Raw genomic sequence first — 19045 nt, 5'->3', positions numbered from 1 at the left:
AGAGCATGCAACTGAATTCCACTGAAATCGCCGAGCTGATCAAGCAGCGCATTGCGCAGTTTGATGTAAAGAGCGAAGCGCGTAACGAAGGTACTATCGTCTCTGTGAGCGACGGTATCATTCGTATTCACGGCCTGGCTGATGCCATGCAGGGTGAGATGATCGAGCTGCCGGGCAACCGCTACGCTCTGGCATTGAACCTGGAGCGTGACTCCGTCGGTGCGGTGATTATGGGTTCCTATGACGGTCTGTCAGAAGGAATGAAAGTAAAAGGCACTGGCCGTATTCTGGAAGTGCCGGTAGGTCGTGGTCTGTTGGGCCGGGTGTTGAACACCCTGGGTCAGCCGATCGACGGTAAAGGTCCGATCGACAACGACGGCTTCTCGCCGATCGAAGTGATTGCCCCGGGCGTTATCGAGCGTAAGTCTGTTGACCAGCCGGTCCAGACCGGTCTGAAAGCCATCGATGCCATGATCCCTATCGGTCGTGGCCAGCGTGAGCTGATCATCGGTGACCGTCAGGTGGGCAAGACCGCTATCGCGATCGACACCATCATCAACCAGAAAGACTCCGGCATTAAGTGTGTTTACGTTGCGATTGGCCAGAAGGCCTCCACTATCGCCAACGTGGTGCGCAAGCTGGAAGAGCATGGCGCCCTGGCCAACACCATCGTCGTTGTTGCTTCTGCCTCCGAAGCCGCTGCCCTGCAGTATCTGGCTCCCTATGCCGGTTGCTCCATGGGTGAGTACTTCCGTGACCGCGGTGAAGACGCGCTGATCATCTATGATGACCTGTCCAAGCAGGCCGTAGCTTATCGCCAGATCTCCCTGCTGCTGCGCCGTCCGCCAGGACGTGAAGCCTACCCGGGTGACGTTTTCTATCTGCACTCCCGTCTGCTGGAGCGTGCTGCTCGCGTTAACGCCGAGTACGTAGAGAAGTTCACCAATGGTGCCGTGAAAGGCCAGACCGGTTCTTTGACCGCGCTGCCGATCATCGAAACCCAGGCGGGTGACGTATCTGCGTTCGTTCCGACCAACGTGATCTCCATCACCGATGGTCAGATCTTCCTGACGTCACAGCTGTTCAACTCCGGTATTCGTCCGGCGGTTGACCCGGGTATCTCTGTATCCCGTGTAGGTGGTGCTGCTCAGACCAAGATCGTCAAGAAGCTGTCCGGTGGTATCCGTACCGCGCTGGCCCAGTATCGCGAACTGGCGGCATTCGCACAGTTCTCTTCCGATCTGGACGAAGCGACTCGCAAGCAGCTGGATCACGGTGTGAAAGTGACCGAGCTGATGAAGCAGAAGCAGTACTCTCCGCTGAGCGTGGCTCACCAGTCTCTGGTGCTGTTCGCCGCCGAGAAAGGCTATCTCTCCGATGTCGAGCTGAACAAGATCGTCGACTTCGAAGCCGCTCTGCTCTCTTACGCCAATACCCAGCATGGTTCGCTGATGGCTGAAATCAATGCCAAGGCAGACTACAACGACGAGATCGTTGGCAAGCTGACTGCGTTGCTGGATAGCTTCAAAGCAACCCAGACCTGGTAAGCGTGTGTGGCAGCGTGAGCTGCCACTTGATGGAGAGTAAGAGATGGCCGGCGCAAAAGAGATACGTAACAAGATCGGGAGTGTGAAAAACACTCAGAAGATCACCGGCGCTATGGAAATGGTGGCAGCAAGCAAGATGCGCCGTGCGCAGGAACGCATGTCTGCCAGCCGTCCGTACGCTGAAACCATGCGCAAGGTGATCGGCCATATCGCTCAGGGGAACTTGGAATACAAGCACCCCTACCTCATCGAACGTGAGGTCAAGCGAGTGGGTTACATCGTCGTCTCCACCGACCGTGGCCTGTGTGGTGGTCTGAACATCAACCTGTTCAAGGCTGCCCTCAATGATATGAAGCAATGGAGCGAGAAAGGAGCCAAGGTTGACTTGGCACTGATCGGTAACAAGGCCTCCAACTTCTTTGAGCGGCACGGCGCCAAGGTGAAAGCTCATGTCGCAGGACTGGGCGATAGCCCGAGCGTCAATGACCTGATTGGTTCAGTCAAGGTCATGCTGAAGGCTTACGACAACGGTGAGATTGACAAGCTGTATCTGGTGTACAACAAGTTCGTCAACACCATGGTGCAGCAACCACGGGTCGATCAACTGCTGCCTTTGCCCGTAACTGAAGACAGCAAACTCGCCAAGAAACACCACTGGGATTACCTCTATGAGCCGGATCCCAAGAAGCTGCTGGATACCCTGCTGATTCGTTATGTCGAGTCTCAGGTCTACCAGGGTGTAGTGGAAAACTTGGCAAGTGAACAGGCAGCCCGAATGGTTGCCATGCAAGCCGCGACTGACAACGCCGGTAACCTGATTAACGATCTGCAACTGGTATACAACAAGGCCCGTCAGGCCAGTATCACCCAGGAGCTGACAGAGATCGTATCCGGTGCTGCTGCGGTGTAAGGCAAGGGTTATCAAAGGTTTAGAGGATTTGACATGAGTAACGGTTTCATCGTCCAAATCATCGGCGCTGTGGTGGACATCGAGTTCCCGCAGGATGCCGTGCCCCAGGTGTACGATGCACTGAAGGTCGTTAGCGAAGGTCAAGGCCAGGGTCTGGTGCTGGAAGTGCAGCAACAGATCGGTGGCGGCGTCGTTCGTTGCATCACCATGGGCTCCTCCGACGGTCTGCGTCGTGGGTTGGAAGTAGTGAATAGCGGTAAATCCATCCAGGTTCCGGTCGGTACTGCGACTCTGGGTCGGATCATGAACGTACTGGGCGAGCCAATCGACGAAAAAGGTCCGATCGGTGAAGAAGAGTGCTGGTCTATCCACCGCGCTGCCCCCAGCTACGAAGATCAGTCCAACAGCAACGATCTGCTGGAGACCGGCATCAAGGTTATCGACCTGGTATGCCCGTTCGCCAAGGGTGGTAAGGTTGGTCTGTTCGGTGGTGCCGGTGTAGGCAAAACCGTAAACATGATGGAGCTGATCCGTAACATCGCGATCGAGCACAGTGGTTACTCTGTGTTCGCCGGTGTAGGTGAGCGTACCCGTGAGGGTAACGACTTCTACCACGAGATGATGGAGTCCAACGTACTGGACAAAGTATCTCTGGTTTACGGTCAGATGAACGAGCCGCCCGGAAACCGTCTGCGCGTTGCGCTGACCGGCCTGACCATGGCCGAGAAGTTCCGTGACGAAGGTCGTGACGTGCTGTTCTTCGTGGACAACATCTACCGTTACACCCTGGCCGGTACTGAGGTATCTGCACTGCTGGGCCGTATGCCCTCTGCAGTAGGTTACCAGCCGACCCTGGCCGAGGAGATGGGTGTTCTGCAAGAACGTATCACCTCCACCAAGACCGGTTCCATCACCTCCGTACAGGCCGTTTACGTGCCTGCGGATGACTTGACTGACCCGTCTCCGGCGACCACCTTCGCCCACCTGGATGCGACCGTGGTACTGTCCCGTCAGATCGCGGCACTGGGTATCTACCCGGCCGTTGACCCGCTGGACTCTACCTCTCGTCAGCTGGATCCGCTGGTGGTTGGCAAAGAGCACTACGAGACCGCTCGTGGCGTTCAGACCGTACTGCAGCGCTACAAAGAGCTGAAGGACATCATCGCCATCCTGGGTATGGATGAACTGTCAGAAGAAGACAAACTGACCGTAGCCCGTGCCCGTAAGATCGAGCGTTTCCTGTCCCAGCCGTTCTTCGTAGCAGAAGTGTTTACCGGTTCTCCGGGTAAATACGTGCCGCTGAAAGAGACCATCCGTGGTTTCCAGGGCATCCTGAAAGGCGAGTATGACGATCTGCCCGAGCAGGCGTTCTACATGGTTGGCGGTATCGACGAAGTCGTCGAGAAATCCAAGAAACTGTAAGCCTCGACAGGAGGGCCCATGGCAGAGATGATCTCCTTTCACCTGGATGTGGTGAGCGCCGAAGGAAAACTGTTTTCCGGTCGCGTGCAATCCGCTCAGGTATCAGGCTCCGAAGGTGAGTTGGGTCTCCGCCACGGTCATGCTCCGTTGCTGACTGCCATCAAGCCGGGCCTGGTCCGCTTGGTGAAGCAGAACGGAACTGAAGAGGTGCTGTACATCTCCGGCGGTATGCTGGAAGTACAACCTGAATCCGTGACCGTGCTGGCGGACACTGCGATTCGTGCTGACGACTTGGATGAGGCGAAAGCCCAGGAAGCCAAGCGCGCAGCCGAAGAGCGGATCCACAGCTCCCATGGTGATATCGACTACGCCCAGGCCGCCACCGAGCTGGCCAAGGCGATGGCTCAACTGCGAGTCATCGATATCGTCAAAAAGAATTACCGCTAATAACGGTGATGTAAAAAGCGACCTTCGGGTCGCTTTTTTTTTACCCGTTGGATAGACTCCGCCGAGTATTTCTCATGTTCCAAAGGCCAATTTATGTCCCTCAACGTCGTGATCCTGGCTGCGGGTAAAGGTACCCGCATGCGCTCTTCCCTGCCCAAGGTACTGCACCCGGTAGCCAACAAACCCATGGTTTCCCATGTGATCGATACTGCCCGTCAGGTCGGTGCCGAGCAGCTTCATCTGGTCTATGGCCACGGTGCCGAGCTGCTGCAAGAGCGGATCGTGGCGGCTGATGTTAACTGGGTACTGCAGGCGCAGCAGTTGGGGACCGGTCACGCCGTCGCCCAGGCCATCCCGTTCTGGCAGGATGAAGACGACGTGCTGGTGCTCTACGGCGATACCCCGCTGATCCAGCCCGAGACCCTGCAACGACTGCTGGCTGCCAAGGCAAGCGATGGCATGGCTCTGCTGACCGTGGTGCTGGACAACCCCACCGGCTATGGCCGCATCGTCCGTGAAAACGGTCAGGTGGTCGGTATCGTCGAGCAGAAGGATGCCAATACCGAACAGCTGGCGATCCGTGAGGTGAATACCGGCGTGCTGGTGGCCAACGGCGGTCAGTTGCGCAGCTGGCTGTCCCGCTTGGACAACAAGAATGCCCAGGGCGAGTTCTACCTGACCGACGTGATCGCCATGGCGCACGGCGATGGCTGCCCCATCGCTGCCGTCCATCCGGAGCGTGCCGCCGAGGTGGAAGGGGCCAACAACCGGGTCCAGCTGGCTGCCCTTGAGCGCAGCTACCAACAGATGCAGGCCGAGAAGCTGATGATCGCCGGTGCTACCTTGATCGACCCGGCCCGCTTCGATCTGCGCGGAACCCTCGAGATCGGTGAAGAGGTGGTGATCGACGTCAACGTCATCATCGAAGGCAAGGTAACCCTCGGCAACCATGTTCGTATCGGTGCCGGTGCCGTGCTGAAGGATTGCGTGATCGGCGATCACACTGAAGTGAAGCCCTACTCCATCGTTGAAGGGGCTCAAGTGGCGGATCAGTGCTCGGTCGGCCCGTTTGCCCGTCTGCGCCCGGGTGCCGTGCTGGAACAGGATGCCCACGTTGGCAACTTCGTCGAGATGAAGAAGGCCCGGCTGGGGGTTGGTTCCAAGTGTGGTCACCTCACCTATCTGGGGGATGCCGAGGTGGGTGCCAAGGTGAATATCGGTGCCGGTACCATCACCTGCAACTATGACGGCGTGAACAAGTTCCAGACCATCATCGAAGATGATGTATTTGTCGGTTCCGACACCCAGCTGGTGGCGCCGGTGCGTATTGGCAAGGGTGCGACCTTGGGGGCGGGTTCCACCATCACCAAGGATGTGGCCGAGAACGAGCTGGTGATCACCCGGGTACCCCAGCGCCATATCAAGAACTGGGCTCGCCCGGTCAAGAAGAAGTGATGCCCGATCAATAAAATAGAACCGGCGCCTGATGGCGCCGGTTTTTTTGGCTTATGACTTATGGCTGGGGTCACTGGTCGATGGTTGGGGAGCTGTAGTCCATCACCTGATACCAGTCGAGCTTGCGGGTCAGCATCATGATCAGCGCCAGGGTGGCGAACAACAGCAGGGCACCGAGCAGCAAGGCGATCTCTTCGGCCTGCAGCAGGCTGTAGAGGATGGCATAGACCAGCCCGAGCAGCGCAGCGAAGCCGATCCCCTGCTTCGGGCCACCCAGCACATGACTGAGGTAGAAGCCGTTGAGCAGCACGCTGGCCAGCGCGGCTACCAGATAGGCCCAGCCAAAGCCGAGGTGCTCGGTCAGGGCCAGCAGCACCAGATAGAAGATAGCCAGCCCCATGCCCACCAGCGCGTACTGGATCGGGTGAACCCGCAGCCCCTTGAGCAGCTCGAACATAAAGAAGCTGATAAAGGTGAGGCCGATGAAGAGCAGAGCATACTTGGCCGCCCGTTCGTTGAGCTGATAGTTATCCACCGGCTGCACCAGACTGACGCTGAAGGTGGAGAGATTGCTATCGCCCCCGTTCATCATCCGGTTGAAGCGGGTCTCCATGTCGCTGGCGAACCAGCTGGTTTGCCAGTTGGCCTCAAACCCTTGTGGGCTCAGGGTGCGACTGCCCGGCAGAAAGTCACCGATAAAGTTGGGGTGGGGCCAGTTGCCCGCCAGCAGCAAGGTGCTCTCCTTGCCCAGCGGTACTATGTCGAGGGCGTTCATCCCCTGCAGATTGAGCTCCAGATGGAAGGTGCCATCCTGTTGCGGCAGGTTGTCGAGCGGGGCATGGATACCCGCCAGCGCATCACCGAGGCGGGCGCCGGGGGCAAACGGGATCCGCTGGGTGCCGAGTAGCAATTCGGGGACGCTGTTGATACCGCGAGCATCGGAGAGCACCAGGCTCAGGTAGGGTTTGCCCGCCACCAGCTTGTCATCCCCTGCGAGCGGCGTGCTCTCTTGTAGTTGAGCAGTTGTCGGCAGACGACCGGAGAGGGTGAGGCGGGTCTGATAGACCTGCGCCTGATAGATGCCGAGTTTGCGCGGGGTGACCTCCATATTGGCCTTGATATCCAGTTGCTCCGGCAGCAGGTAGCGGTAGATCTGCTCCTGACGGACGAAGCGTTTGCCCTCCTGTTCGACCGTCACCGAGCGGGTATAGGGCTGTACCAGGATGGGCCCCAGCAGTCGCTGCGGGCCGCTGCTGCTGGCCATGATGCTGTGAATGGCCTGACTGCGGTAGGCCTGACGCTCCCGGTTGAGCTCCATGATGGATTGCACCGGCACCATCAACAGCAGGCTGAGCAACAGCAGTAGAAAGATCTTGTGGGTAAATATCTGTTTGACCATGACACGTCTCCTTGTTGGATGGAGTGAGTCTGTCAGCCCGGCGTGAAGTGGTGATGGGCTTATGTGAAGTGGCGGTGAAGGGGGATAAAAAACCGGCATTGCGCCGATTTCAGGAGAAATTACAGGCCCTTCAGCTTCTCGGGCAGGGCGGCCAACACCTCTTCTTTCGCCTTGATGGAGGCGTACTGCTTGCCAGGCTTCTGCACCACGGTATGAACGAAGATCAGCTGCTTGCCCGGTTTGCTGGCCCAGCCGACGAACCAGCCGATCTGCTGATCGCGATTGAGGCTGCCATCCAGCTTCTTCGGGTAGCCCATGCCGGTCTTGCCGTGGATCTGCCAGCCGTCGATCTCGCTCACCTTGAGGATATTGGCGGTGTATTGCAGGGTTTGCGCCGAGACCGGCAGCTTGCCGCTGAGCATCTTGCCGAGGAAGCGAGCCTGCTCCTGTGGACTGATGGCGAGGCTGGAGCTGAGCCAGGCCTGGGTCAGACCGTCATGTTTGCCCGGGTTGCCGGAAAGATCCCGGTTGCCGTAGTCGAAGCGGTCGACGTATTGCTGGAAGCGCGCCATCCCCAGCCATTCGGTGAGCTGCTGGGAGAACCAGACCACAGAGTAGGTTTGCCAGCGGCGCGGGGTAGTGGTTTCGCGCCAGGCGGGCAGCCAGCCATCGTAGTTCGGCTTGTAGGGCAGGGCCGGATGCGCTTCATCCACCAGATAGCCGCTGTCGTAACCCATCAGCGCGAGCGGGATCTTGAAGGTGGACGCGGGTGGCAGCTGGCTGGAGCAATCCCCTTCGCTGGAGAGGGTCTGGCCGTTGCCGTCGGCATAGAGAAAGCAGCCGCTGGCGGCGGAGGCCGGCACTGCACAGAGCAGACCGGTAGCCAGCAGGCTGGAGAGAAGCAGGCGAGACATGGGGCGATTCCTTGGGTTGGTAAGTGAAAGAGCGACAGGATAGCGCCGCTCTGTGTGGTGAATGTGAAGTGACCGTTGCTAGATGAGCGGCAGCCAGAGTTCCGCCAGCGCGCCTCCTTCCGGCCGATTGGCGAGGGTCAGACGGCCACCATGCTGGTGGGCCACCTCATGGGCGAAACTGAGCCCCAGACCGCTGCTCTTGCCCTTGTCCGAGCGCGGCAGGGAGTAGAAGCGTTCGAAGATCCGTGGCAGGGCGTAGTCTGGAATGCCGGGGCCGCAGTCGGTGACCCGAAAACAGTAACCCTCCTCCAGCTGGCTGCCGCTCAGGGTGACCTGCCCGTTGGCGGGAGAGAAGTCGATGGCGTTATCCAGCAGGTTGCCGATGGCCTGTTCCACCAGCAGCGGGTCCCACTTCTGTTTCGGTGCGCTGGCTAACTCGGCTACCAGCGCCACCTGACGGCGCTGGGCGACAATCTGGCGAGCATCAAGTGCTCGTCTGCCGAGCTTCGCCGGTTCTACCGATTGGCGATCCAGCCCCTGCCCAGACTCCAGTCGCGCCAGTTGCAGCATTCGCTCGATCAGCTGCTGCATGCGGGCGGTTTCCAGATTGATGTTGCCGATAAAGCGTTTGGCGACTTCGGGGGGCGGCGTTTCGGCCAGGATCTCCCCTGCCCCGCGAATGGCGGCCAGCGGGCTCTTGAGCTCGTGGGTCAGGCTGTGGACGTAGTCCTCGATGTAACTCTTGCCATCGAGCTGGTGGCGCATGGTCTCCAGCGAGCGGCCGAGCCGATCCAGCTCGACGGTGTGCAGCCGTGGTAATTGTGCCGCCTCCCCCTTGCTGACCGAGTCGGCGTAGTGCACCAGCTTGCCGATGGCGCGGTTGAGCCACCACACCAGCAGGCTGCCGACCAGCAGCGAGATGAGCAGCATCTGGCCGCCGGCCCGCAGTAGTTCCTGTTCCCCCCGCTCGATGGCGGGCATCAGGGTGCGATTGGGTTTGGCGACGGTGAGGGAGCCGATGATCTCGGCCCCTTCCCGCAGCGGCGCCGCCACATACATGGTCGAGCTGGCGGCATCCTCGGGATCGGTGCGGGTGCTGCGGGCGCCATACTGGCCGCGCAGGGTGCGGTAGACATCGTTCCAGCGGGAATAGTCTTTGCCCAGATCCGTGCCGTCGGAGTCGTAAATCACCATGCCCTTCTGGTCAGTGACATAGATGCGGTACTCCGCCTGCTGCTTGAGGTGGCCATCGATCATCGCATTGATGGGATTCTGGTTGAGGCGGGCGAAGGCGCTGGCCAGCCGCCCGTTCATCATATTGCCCTCTTGCAGATCATCGAGGGCGAGCGGCGCCAGCAGCTGGGTCATGTCTACCAGAGTATCCTCGGTGGCGCTGCGCACCCCGGGTTTGATCTCCTCGACGAAGATCTCCAGCACGAACCAGGCGGCCAGCGCGAAGATCAGCAGCAGGCCGCACAGCAGTTGCAGTCCGAGTCTCATGCCAGCTCCAGGCTGTAGCCCAGCCCGCGATGGGTAAGGATCAGGTTGGCCTCGGGATCCCGCTCTCGCAGCTTGGCGCGGATGGTCTTGACGTGGGTGTCGACGGTGCGATCCAGGCTCTCTTCGGCATCCTGCCACACCAGATCCATCAGCTGTTGGCGGGAGTAGACCCGCCCCGGCGCCTGCATCAGGGTCTTGAGCAGCAGATATTCGTAGCGGGTGAGGGCCAGCGGTTGGCCGCGAAAATGGATGCGGGCCCGCTCCTCATCCAGTACCAGCAGGGCGCTGGGTTGGGGGGCTGTGGGTTGGCTGCGGCGCAGGATGACCCGCACCCGGGCACATACCTCCCGTGGCGAGAAGGGTTTGGCCACATAGTCGTCGGCACCGATCTCCAGCCCGATCAGCCGGTCTATCTCCTCGCTGCGGGCGGTGAGAAACATCAGGGGAATATCGGTCTGCGCCCTCACCTGCTTGCAGAGTTCGAAGCCGCTGATGTCGGGCAGCCCTACATCGAGGATCAGAAAGTCGGGCTGGCTTTGGGCTAACCGGCTCAACAGTTGCTGGCCAAGGGTGAACCACTCCACCTCGAACCCGTCGGTCTGCAGGGCGTAAATCAGGGTGTCGGCGATGCTGGCTTCATCTTCCACCAGCCAGATGGCTCTCTTTTGCATGGCATCCTCGTCGCAAATAGGCACTCCATTCTGGCATCGAACCAAATCGGATCCTATTTGCTGTTTTATTTTTCCGAAAAAGGGACTAATATTTCGATGTTCTTTCGAATCGAAACTTAAAGATGACCAAACGTAATACTCAACAACGCCGCCACACCATAGTCACCCTGGTACAAGAGCAGGGTGAAGTAAGTGTCGACGCCCTCGCCAAACACTTTTCTACCTCCGAAGTGACCATCCGTAAAGATCTTGCCGTACTGGAGACCGGTGGTCTGCTGCTGCGCCGTTACGGTGGCGCCGTCCCTTTGCCGAGCGAGATGGTGGTCGAGGCCAATCCTGAACAAGTTTCGAACCGAAAGCTAGCCATTGCCCGTGCGGCGGCCGAGCGGCTGCGTGATCACAACCGCGTCATCATCGACAGCGGCAGTACCACCAGGGCCATGATCCCTATGCTGGGCAACAAGCGCGGCCTCATCGTGATGACCAACTCCCTCAATGTGGCCGGCGCCCTGCGCGAGCTGGAAAATGAGCCTACCCTGTTAATGACTGGCGGCACTTGGGACCCTCACTCCGAATCCTTCCAGGGCCAGGTGGCAGAACAGGTGCTGCGCTCCTACGACTTCGACCAGCTCTTTATCGGTGCCGACGGCATCGACCCGGAGCGTGGCACCACCACCTTCAACGAGCTGGTGGGCTTGTCGCGGGTCATGGCCGAGGTATCGCGGGAGGTCATTGTGATGGTCGAATCGGAGAAGATCGGCCGCAAGATCCCCAATCTCGAACTTCCCTGGTCGAGCATCCATACCCTGGTGACCGACGAGGGGCTGGCCAGCGAGGCCAGAGAACAGATTCAAGCCCAGGGGGTGACGCTTATCTGCGCCCCGGTCACTTGCTGACATCGAGCTCTGAACCATCCAACTGACTTTACGATTTGCATCTCAAGGAGAAGTGTATGTGTGGCATCGTCGGGGCTGTTGCCCAACGTGATGTGGCTGAAATTCTGGTAGAAGGCCTGCGCCGTCTGGAGTACCGCGGTTATGACTCTGCTGGTGTGGCCGTGTTCAGCGCCAGCCAGCCGCTGCAGCGGGTTCGCCGTCTGGGCAAGGTGGCCGAGCTGGCCAAGGCGCTCGACGAGCAGTCTGTCCACGGCGGTACCGGTATTGCCCATACCCGCTGGGCCACTCACGGTGAACCCTCCGAGCGCAACGCCCACCCCCACGTCTCCGAGCATATCGTGGTGGTGCACAACGGCATCATCGAGAACCACGAAGTGCTGCGGGAAGAGCTCAAGGCGCTGGGCTATGTGTTCAGCTCCGACACCGATACCGAGGTGATCGCCCATCTGGTCCATCACGAGCTGAAATCCGCCCCCAGCTTGCTGGCGGCCATGCAGACGGCGGTGAAGCAGCTGCGCGGTGCCTACGGTACCGTGGTAATGGACAGCCGCGACGACAGCCGCGTGGTGGTGGCCCGCTCCGGTTCACCGCTGGTGATCGGCCGCGGTATCGGCGAGAACTTTATCGCCTCCGACCAGATGGCGCTGCTGCCGGTGACCCGCCGTTTCATCTTCCTGGAAGAGGGGGATGTGGCTGAAGTGACCCGCCGCGACGTGCACATCTTCGATACCAACGGCAATGCCGTGGTGCGTGAAGAGCAGGAGTCCGAACTCTCCCACGATGCTGGTGACAAGGGTGAATACCGTCACTACATGCTCAAAGAGATCCACGAGCAACCCAAAGCGATCACCAATACCCTGGAAGGGCGTCTGGGCAGCGATCACGTGGTGGTCGAATCGTTCGGCAACGGTGCCCGCGCCATCTTTGACAAGGTCGAGCACGTGCAGATCGTCGCCTGCGGCACCTCCTATCACTCCGGCATGGTGGCTCGCTACTGGTTCGAAGAGATCGCTGGCGTCTCCTGCGATGTGGAGATCGCCTCCGAGTTCCGCTATCGCAAATCGGTAGTGCGTCCCAACAGCCTGCTGGTGACCCTCTCCCAGAGCGGCGAGACCGCCGATACCCTGGCCGCCCTGCGTCTGGCCAAGGAATCCGGCTACATGAGCTCGCTGGCTATCTGCAACGTGCCGGGCTCTTCGCTGGTGCGTGAATCGGATCTGGCCTTTATGACCCGCGCGGGGGCAGAAATCGGGGTGGCCTCCACCAAGGCGTTCACCACCCAGCTGGCTGGCCTGCTGATGCTGGTGGCCTCGGTCGGTCACTGCCGTGGCAACCTGAGCGCCGTCGCTGAGGCTGAATTGGTCAAGGCGCTGCAAGCCCTGCCGCTGCGTATTAAAGAGAGTCTGGCGCTGGCCAAGGATATCGAAACCCTGGCCGAAGAGTTTGCCGACAAGCAGCACAGCCTGTTCCTCGGCCGTGGCAGCCAGTACCCCATCGCTATGGAGGGGGCGCTCAAGCTGAAAGAGATCTCCTACATCCACGCCGAAGCCTATGCCGCTGGCGAGCTGAAGCACGGCCCGCTGGCGCTGATCGATGCCGAAATGCCCATCATTGTGGTGGCGCCGAACAACGATCTGCTGGAGAAGCTCAAGTCCAACGTGGAAGAGGTGCGGGCCCGTGGCGGTATCCTCTACGTGTTCGCCGATGCCGATACCGGCTTCAAGAGCGACGAGACCATGCGGGTCATGAACCTCAACCATGTTGAAGAGCTGATCGCCCCCATCGTCTATACCGTGCCGCTGCAGCTGCTCTCTTACCATGTGGCTCTGATCAAGGGCACCGATGTGGATCAGCCGCGCAATCTGGCAAAATCGGTGACCGTTGAGTAAGTCACTATCTGTTAAGTTACTTTCTAAAATGAAAAAGAGCCGCAATTGCGGCTCTTTTCGTTTCGGCTGAGGGGTTACGACAGCCGCAGGTTGGTGATGGTGACCTCGTCGAGGGAGGGCACTATGATGCCGCTGGTGATCCCTTTGGCAATGGCCTGACTGCGGTTCTTCGAGTCGGTCTTGTTGGTCACCTGGGTCAGGTGAAAGTTAACCGTCCGTTCAGTAATACCAAGGATGGTAGCGATCTCCCATGAGGTCTTGCCCTCGCTTGCCCAGAACAGGCACTCCTTCTCCCGATCCGACAATTCGGTCAGGTATTTCATCATATCCGGTCTGCTTTTGATAAGTTGCAGCGCGGAGTTGAAGATATAGCTGGCGCAGAACGACAGCAGCGGGACATTTTCAAACATCAGATCGGAGTTGGATGTCTCCTTGGTGATGAAGGAGAGGATGCCGTGCTCCCCCTGCGGGGTGTGCAGTGGGAATGAGACGCCATTGCGCACCCCGAAATCGGCCGCCAGGTTCATCACATCACGGCTGGCGCTGGGCAGCCAGGGCGAGTCGCAGTCGAGCTTGTTCCAGAAGATCGGCTGGGTCTGTTTCAGTCCCAGATAGACCACAGGATCCTGGGTCAGATACTGGTTTTCGCTATAGGCGTCAAACCAGGTGGTCGGACAGTTGTTGAACAGTGCCACGTGGGATTTTTGCATGCTGATGGGGAAAATAATCAGCAGCCGAAAGTAATCAAAGCCCATTTGATGACTGAAGCGCTCCAGCTGTTGCTGGATATCGCTGGTTTTTGTTGCCTTGGTGAACTTGTCTATATGTTCCCAGATCGCATCGTTGAGCATTACTTTCTCCTTTATCGATCTCTATCACACTGATCGAAAAGATTTTTCTCGTTATTTATCTTTTTGTGGTGGCGATTGGCACCATTCATTCCGTGCGTGATTAAAAATTATCCTGTTTTTGTGCATAAAGGCCAAGAGAATCCTCTCGTTGCCAGTCTGCGTTGCATTTGAGATAATGATAATAGTTATCATTAGTAAGATGTATTTCAATGAACAAATTATGGGGTGTGGCCCTGCTGCCACTGTCAGTCCACTTTGCTGCCATCGGGGATGAGCTTGTTGCTCCCGCCCTCAAGAACAGCATAGCTGCCGGGAAAGCCTCCCAGCAGCGGGTGGAAAAAGCCGCCGATGCCGCCGTTGCCGCACGACTGGAGCTGCAAAACGCCCAGCTGCAATTGCGTGACCTCGAAGCCTACAACCGCTACATGCAATCTCTGGTGGCCGATCAGCAAAATGAGCTGGGTAAATTGAGCCAGCAGCTGGAAGCGGTGCAAGAGACCCGTCAGGGCTTGATCCCGCTGATGTTGCAGATGCAGGCAGATCTGGAACAGCTGGTGCAAAACGACATCCCGCTGCGCAAGGAAGATCGGCTGGCGCGGGTTGAACAGTTGAAAGCGACCCTGGCCCGCGCAGACGTTAGCGAGGCGGAGAAATTCCGTCAGTTGCTGCAGGCCTATCAGATCGAAGCCGAATATGGCAGCCGGATGGACAGCTATTCCGCCGAGCTGGAGCTGGATGGTGCCCCGCGTCGGGTCGATGTGCTGGCGCTGGGTCGGGTCTCCCTGCTGGCAATGACGGCCGATCGCAGCCAGGCATGGCGCTGGTCTGCCGAGGCGAAGCAGTGGCAAGCCCTCGACAGCCAGTGGCTCTCCCCTATCGCCGAGGCGATGGATGTGGCCGCCGACAAGAAAGTTCCCCAGTTGCTCAATGTCCCCCTCTCTGTCAGCCGCAGTCAGGAGGCCCAATCATGAGAGTCACCATGAAGTGGTTCCCCCTCCTTATTGCCCTCTCCTGCGCTACCAACGCCGCTGTCGCCGATGAGTGGCAGCAGCAGGAACAGGCTCGTGAACAGCAGGCTCAGCAAGATCTGGCGACCGTTGCCAAGGAGCTCGGCACTGCCCGCGCCAGACTGGCCGAGGCCCAGCGCTTGAGCAAGGAGCTGGCCGGCAAGTTCGCCAGCAACGAGAAGCAGCTGGTGGAGCTCAACGCCCAGTGGGAGCAAGCCTCCGGCGACATGAACGAGATCTTCGCGGTCACCCGTCAGGGCGCCAGCGATGCGGTCAAGCTGCTGAGCGAATCCGCCGTCGAGGGCCAGTACCCGGAGCGTCTCGCCCCGCTGAAAGCCATGGCGCAGGATAAACAGGTGCCGGATCGCGCCGCCCTCGCCCTGCTGCCCGCCACTTTGCTGCAGGAGATCCGCGAATCTGGCCGGATTACCCAGTTCAACAGCAAGGTACTCGATGCCCAGGGGGCTGCCAGCGAGCAGCCGCTGACCCGGGTTGGCAGTTTTGTCCTGCTGGGGAGTGAAGGCTTCCTGCAGCCGACCGCCGAAGGCTTGAGCCCGGTACTGGGTCTGCCCAATAGCGTGCTCTCTGCCGTTGCGGCTTATCAGGGTCAGGAAGGGGAAGCGCTGCCGCTGGATCCTTCTCATGGCACGCTGCTGGCGATGCTGGCGCAGGCGCCCACTTTCTGGCAGCAAGTCCAGCAGGGTGGCAAGGTCGGCGCCATTATCGTGTTGCTGGCTGCCATCGGTTTGGGAATTGCGGCGGTGCGGCTGTGGAGCCTCTCCCGCGAACTGACTCTGGTGCGCAGTCAGCTCAAGAGCGGCGAGTATCACGCCGACAACGCCCTCGGCCGGGTACTGACGGTGGCTGACAAACACCCCGAGCTGAGCATGGAGACCCTCGAGCTGCGTCTTGATGAGGCGATCCTGCAGGAGACTCCTCGCATGGAGCGCGGCATCGGCATGGTCAAGGTGATCGCGGCCATCGCCCCCATGCTGGGTCTGCTCGGTACAGTGACCGGGATGATCGGCACCTTCCAGGCGATCACCCAGTTTGGTACCGGCGATCCCAAGATCATGGCGGGTGGCATCTCCATGGCACTGGTCACCACGGTACAAGGTCTGATTGCTGCCATTCCGTTGATCCTGGCCCATAGCCTGCTGCAATCGCGCTTCACCGAGCTCTCCAATGTGCTGGAGCAGCAAGTAGCCGGCATTCTGGCCGAGCGCGCCGAGAGCAATAACAACGGGATGGAGCGAGCAGCATGATGCTCGACATCTGGCAACAGTTGCAGAGCTTTATGGGCCGTGGCGGCCCGGTGCTCTGGGTCATCCTGGCCCTGCTGGTGCTGATGTGGATTTTGATGATCGAGCGGCTGCTCTACCTCAATCTGGGTTTCGGCCCGTTGCAGCAACAGTTGCTTGGCCGCTGGCAGGCTCGCAGCGAGCGCCACAGCTGGCACGCCCGGGCAATCCGCAGCCGCTGGCTGGCGCAGGTGGAGCTGGAACTCAACCGTCATCTGATCTTCATCCGCACCCTGGTGGTGCTCTGCCCCATGCTGGGGTTGCTGGGCACAGTGACTGGCATGATCGGCGTATTCGATGCGTTGGCTGTGGCCAACCGCTTTAACCCTGAGAGCATGGCGGGCGGGATCTCCCGTGCCACTATCCCCACCATGGCAGGCATGGTGGTGGCGCTCTCCGGCGTGTTGTTACTCAGTCGGCTCGAGAGTCAGGCCAAGCGTGCGCTGGCCAAGACCCGGGACGGCCTGCGAGAAGAGAAGGTAATGCAATGAGACGGCAATCCAAACGCCAGCGTGACGAAGTGCAGATCGACATGACCCCCATGCTGGATATCGTGTTCATCATGCTGATCTTCTTTATTGTCACCACCTCTTTCGTGCGCGAAGCCGGGCTCGAGGTACACAGACCCCAGGCCAGTCAGGCGAAGGCGCAGAAATCCTCCAGCATCATGCTGGCGATCGGGGCTCAGGGTCAGGTCTTCCTCGACCGCAAGCAGATCGATGTGGAGCGGGTTCAGGCCACCATCGCCCGTCTGCTGGCGGAGCAACCCGATGCCAGTCTGGTGATCCAGGCCGACGAGCGGGTGCCCCACGGCAAGGTAGTGCGGGTGATGGATGAGGCCAAGGCGGCGGGTATTGCCAATATCGCCGTGGCGGTGGCGCCGAAATGAAATACAAGCTGATGAGCCTGGGGCTGGGGATTGCCCTCAGTCTGGGCATCCTGCTGTTTATGGCCACGTTGGTGGAGCCACCCAAAGGTGAGAAGGTGGCGAGCGAGCAAAAATCCATCGTCATCAATATGCAAAATGAGGTGACCGAGGTGCAGGTGCGCGAGCGTCCGGTACCGCAGGAGCCGGAACCCTTGCCAGAGCCTCCCGCGGCATTAGCCTCGACACCGCTGCCGATGCCTGCCGCGGCCCCCTTGGCGGCCGTTGAGCCGAGTCTGGATCTGGTTTCCAGCCTCAGCGCTGTACAGGTCTACGCCCCCGGCGTGGCAACCAGCACGACACCGGTGTTGAGCGGCAACTATCACGGCCAGCAACAGGGTTCAGGTATCGGTGTCGGCGACATGTTGATGCCACTGCAACGGATCGAGCCGGTCTACCCCTATCGTGCCCAGCAGGCAGGTATCGAGGGGTTTGTCACCCTGCGCTTTAGTGTCAATGCCGAAGGGCGTGTGCAGGATGTGGAAGTGGTGGAGGCCAAACCAAAGCGCCAATTCGAGCGGGCGGCCATGCAGGCAATCAACAAGTGGCGCTATCAGCCAAGACCGGGTGCTACAGATGCGTTGCCACAGGTCATCACCCTCAAATTCAAACTGGAGTCATAACTATGTTGCGGATCTGGATCTGTCTGCTGGCCCTGGTCAGCCAAGCCTGTCTGGCGATGGAGGTCAGCCCCCACTTCTCCCGTCAGCTTGAACCCGTGATGAAGCTCTATCAGTCCGGTCAGTGGCAACAAGCCCAGAGCAAGGCATCCGGCCTCAAGCCAAATAGCGATGCCGAGCGTGCCTGGCTGGCGCAGCTGCAAGCCTCGCTGGCGGCCAATCTGCAACAGACCGACCAGGCGAGCCGTTATGTCGAACAGGCCCTTGCCTATAAAGAGTGGCCCGAGCAACAACAGCTCCAGCTGCTGCGACTGCGCGGCGATATTCAGGCCCAGCAATCCAACTGGTCTGGTGCCATTGCCAGCTACAAGGCAGCACTGGCACTCAAGCAAGACGATGCACTGCGCCTGCGTCTGGCTGGACTCTATTACCACAACAAACAGTACGGTGATGCCGCCAGCCAGAGCGAACAGTTGTTGAAGAAGGGTTGGCAGAAGCAGGCCGCCATCATTCGTCTCTCTGCCCTCACCGCTCAGCAACGTTATGCCGTGGCTGCCGATCAGGCGGCCGAGTTGATCAGCCACGAACCCAAAGAGAGCAAATGGTGGCAGCAGGCGGTCTCGCTCAACCTCTCCGCCAAACGTGGTGATCAGGCGTTGGCATTGCTGCAGACCGCCATCGACAGAAAACTGATGGATGACGCGTCAGCCCGTAATCAGCTGATCCGCCTCTATGCCTGGCAAGGGCTGCCTTATCGTGGTGCCCGTCTGCTGGAAGCGGCCATGGCCAAGGGACAGATGAAGCAAAGTGCTGAAAACCGTCAACTACTGGCCCAATTGTGGGAAGGTGCCAGGGAGTGGCCACAAGCGGTCGATAGCTGGCAGCAGCTCGCCAACCAGCACGGTCAGCCCAAAGCCGCCATGCGCGCCGCCGAACTGCTGCTGCAACAGGGCAAGACAGACGCAGCCATGACTCAGCTCGCCGCCATCAAGTCGGTAAAAGGCGAGCAAGGCAATCGTGCCAAAGCGTTGCTGGTGCAGGTACACCTTAATAAGGAGCAGTATGCCCAGGCGCTGGAACTGGCCCGTGAGCTGCAGCAACAGGATAACTGGCAACAGAAGGCAACCAGTTGGGTCAACTATATCCGGGCACAAAGCGAAGAGTTGAGCAAAAAAGCGGCGTAAAGAGGTGCTAAGGGGCTGTTTCGGGGCGTTTAGTTCGCTTTTTCAGCAAACGAACGCATTTTTGCAAAAAGCCCTTGTCATCCCGGTGCGGCTCCCTATAATGCGCC

General features: G+C 59.4%; 18 protein-coding genes. 13 read left to right on the top strand and 5 right to left on the bottom strand.

The genetic code is table 11. The features are described 5' to 3' along the window. The first annotated feature begins 5 nt into the window (after positions 1-5). The 5 genes from atpA to glmU all read left to right on the top strand — a co-directional run bounded on the left by atpA (position 6) and on the right by glmU (position 5781). Positions 6-1547, top strand: coding sequence for a F0F1 ATP synthase subunit alpha (atpA, locus tag BN1117_RS13570; protein ID WP_040098193.1), 1542 nt, complete (start codon positions 6-8; stop codon positions 1545-1547). 43 nt (positions 1548-1590) lie between these two features. Then, complete coding sequence (gene atpG, locus BN1117_RS13565; protein ID WP_040098191.1) at positions 1591-2457, top strand: F0F1 ATP synthase subunit gamma; 867 nt, start codon at positions 1591-1593, stop codon at positions 2455-2457. 33 nt (positions 2458-2490) lie between these two features. Continuing rightward, positions 2491-3879 carry a F0F1 ATP synthase subunit beta gene (gene atpD, locus BN1117_RS13560; protein ID WP_005342353.1) on the top strand — a complete coding sequence of 463 codons (1389 nt, stop codon included), beginning with the start codon at positions 2491-2493 and terminating at the stop codon, positions 3877-3879. A gap of 18 nt (positions 3880-3897) precedes the next feature. Further along, complete coding sequence (locus tag BN1117_RS13555; protein WP_005339345.1) at positions 3898-4326, top strand: F0F1 ATP synthase subunit epsilon; 429 nt, start codon at positions 3898-3900, stop codon at positions 4324-4326. 93 nt (positions 4327-4419) lie between these two features. Continuing rightward, positions 4420-5781, top strand: a complete 1362-nt coding sequence (glmU, locus tag BN1117_RS13550) for a bifunctional UDP-N-acetylglucosamine diphosphorylase/glucosamine-1-phosphate N-acetyltransferase GlmU (protein ID WP_040098189.1) — start codon at positions 4420-4422, stop codon at positions 5779-5781. A gap of 70 nt (positions 5782-5851) precedes the next feature. Here the strand turns inward: glmU and creD are convergent, their stop codons facing one another. The 4 genes from creD to blrA form a co-directional block, all read right to left on the bottom strand. Further along, on the bottom strand, positions 5852-7180 hold the full coding sequence (gene creD, locus BN1117_RS13545; protein ID WP_040098187.1) for a cell envelope integrity protein CreD: 1329 nt from the start codon (positions 7178-7180) through the stop codon (positions 5852-5854). A 119-nt stretch (positions 7181-7299) separates the two neighbouring features. Next, positions 7300-8094 (bottom strand): OXA-12 family class D beta-lactamase, encoded by a 795-nt coding sequence (blaOXA, locus tag BN1117_RS13540; protein WP_040098185.1) that lies wholly within the window; start codon positions 8092-8094, stop codon positions 7300-7302. Between the two features lie 78 nt (positions 8095-8172). Beyond that, positions 8173-9594 (bottom strand): beta-lactam sensor histidine kinase BlrB, encoded by a 1422-nt coding sequence (gene blrB / locus BN1117_RS13535; protein WP_040098182.1) that lies wholly within the window; start codon positions 9592-9594, stop codon positions 8173-8175. Then, positions 9591-10265: a beta-lactam response regulator transcription factor BlrA gene (gene blrA, locus BN1117_RS13530; RefSeq protein ID WP_040098181.1), complete on the bottom strand. Its 675-nt coding sequence runs from the start codon at positions 10263-10265 to the stop codon at positions 9591-9593. The genes blrB and blrA overlap by 4 nt, the downstream gene beginning before the upstream one ends. Before the next feature lie 122 nt (positions 10266-10387). On the opposite strand from blrA, the gene BN1117_RS13525 reads away from it, so the two are divergent. Both BN1117_RS13525 and glmS read left to right on the top strand, forming a co-directional pair. Then, entirely contained in the window at positions 10388-11161 is a 774-nt protein-coding gene (locus tag BN1117_RS13525) for a DeoR/GlpR family DNA-binding transcription regulator (RefSeq protein ID WP_040098179.1), read from the top strand. Between the two features lie 56 nt (positions 11162-11217). Next, positions 11218-13050 (top strand): glutamine--fructose-6-phosphate transaminase (isomerizing), encoded by a 1833-nt coding sequence (gene glmS / locus BN1117_RS13520; protein ID WP_040098177.1) that lies wholly within the window; start codon positions 11218-11220, stop codon positions 13048-13050. Between the two features lie 74 nt (positions 13051-13124). Here glmS and BN1117_RS13515 read toward each other — a convergent pair whose 3' ends face one another. Beyond that, a complete protein-coding gene (locus tag BN1117_RS13515) occupies positions 13125-13901 on the bottom strand; it encodes a helix-turn-helix transcriptional regulator (RefSeq protein WP_040098175.1) in 777 nt (258 codons plus the stop codon). A 209-nt stretch (positions 13902-14110) separates the two neighbouring features. Between BN1117_RS13515 and BN1117_RS13510 the strand changes: the two genes are divergently transcribed. The 6 genes from BN1117_RS13510 to BN1117_RS13485 are packed head-to-tail and all read left to right on the top strand — an operon-like array spanning position 14111 to position 18938. Then, positions 14111-14872, top strand: a complete 762-nt coding sequence (locus tag BN1117_RS13510; protein ID WP_005357258.1) for a DUF3450 domain-containing protein — start codon at positions 14111-14113, stop codon at positions 14870-14872. Beyond that, positions 14869-16173 (top strand): MotA/TolQ/ExbB proton channel family protein, encoded by a 1305-nt coding sequence (locus tag BN1117_RS13505; RefSeq protein WP_040098173.1) that lies wholly within the window; start codon positions 14869-14871, stop codon positions 16171-16173. The genes BN1117_RS13510 and BN1117_RS13505 overlap by 4 nt, the downstream gene beginning before the upstream one ends. After that, positions 16170-16700: a MotA/TolQ/ExbB proton channel family protein gene (locus tag BN1117_RS13500; protein ID WP_040098172.1), complete on the top strand. Its 531-nt coding sequence runs from the start codon at positions 16170-16172 to the stop codon at positions 16698-16700. Before BN1117_RS13505 ends, BN1117_RS13500 begins: the two co-directional genes overlap by 4 nt. Beyond that, positions 16697-17098, top strand: coding sequence for an ExbD/TolR family protein (locus tag BN1117_RS13495; protein ID WP_040098170.1), 402 nt, complete (start codon positions 16697-16699; stop codon positions 17096-17098). The genes BN1117_RS13500 and BN1117_RS13495 overlap by 4 nt, the downstream gene beginning before the upstream one ends. Further along, the gene (locus BN1117_RS13490) at positions 17095-17757 is read left to right on the top strand and encodes an energy transducer TonB (protein WP_040098168.1); all 663 of its coding nucleotides are present in this window, start codon (positions 17095-17097) and stop codon (positions 17755-17757) included. The genes BN1117_RS13495 and BN1117_RS13490 overlap by 4 nt, the downstream gene beginning before the upstream one ends. Before the next feature lie 2 nt (positions 17758-17759). Continuing rightward, the gene (locus BN1117_RS13485) at positions 17760-18938 is read left to right on the top strand and encodes a tetratricopeptide repeat protein (RefSeq protein WP_040098166.1); all 1179 of its coding nucleotides are present in this window, start codon (positions 17760-17762) and stop codon (positions 18936-18938) included. Positions 18939-19045 lie beyond the last annotated feature (107 nt).

The sequence above is a fragment of the Aeromonas australiensis genome (genome assembly GCF_000819725.1).
Classification (GTDB): Bacteria; Pseudomonadota; Gammaproteobacteria; order Enterobacterales; family Aeromonadaceae; genus Aeromonas; species Aeromonas australiensis.
Note: the sequence above shows the minus strand (reverse complement) of the source record. Positions and strands in the feature narration are given on the sequence as shown.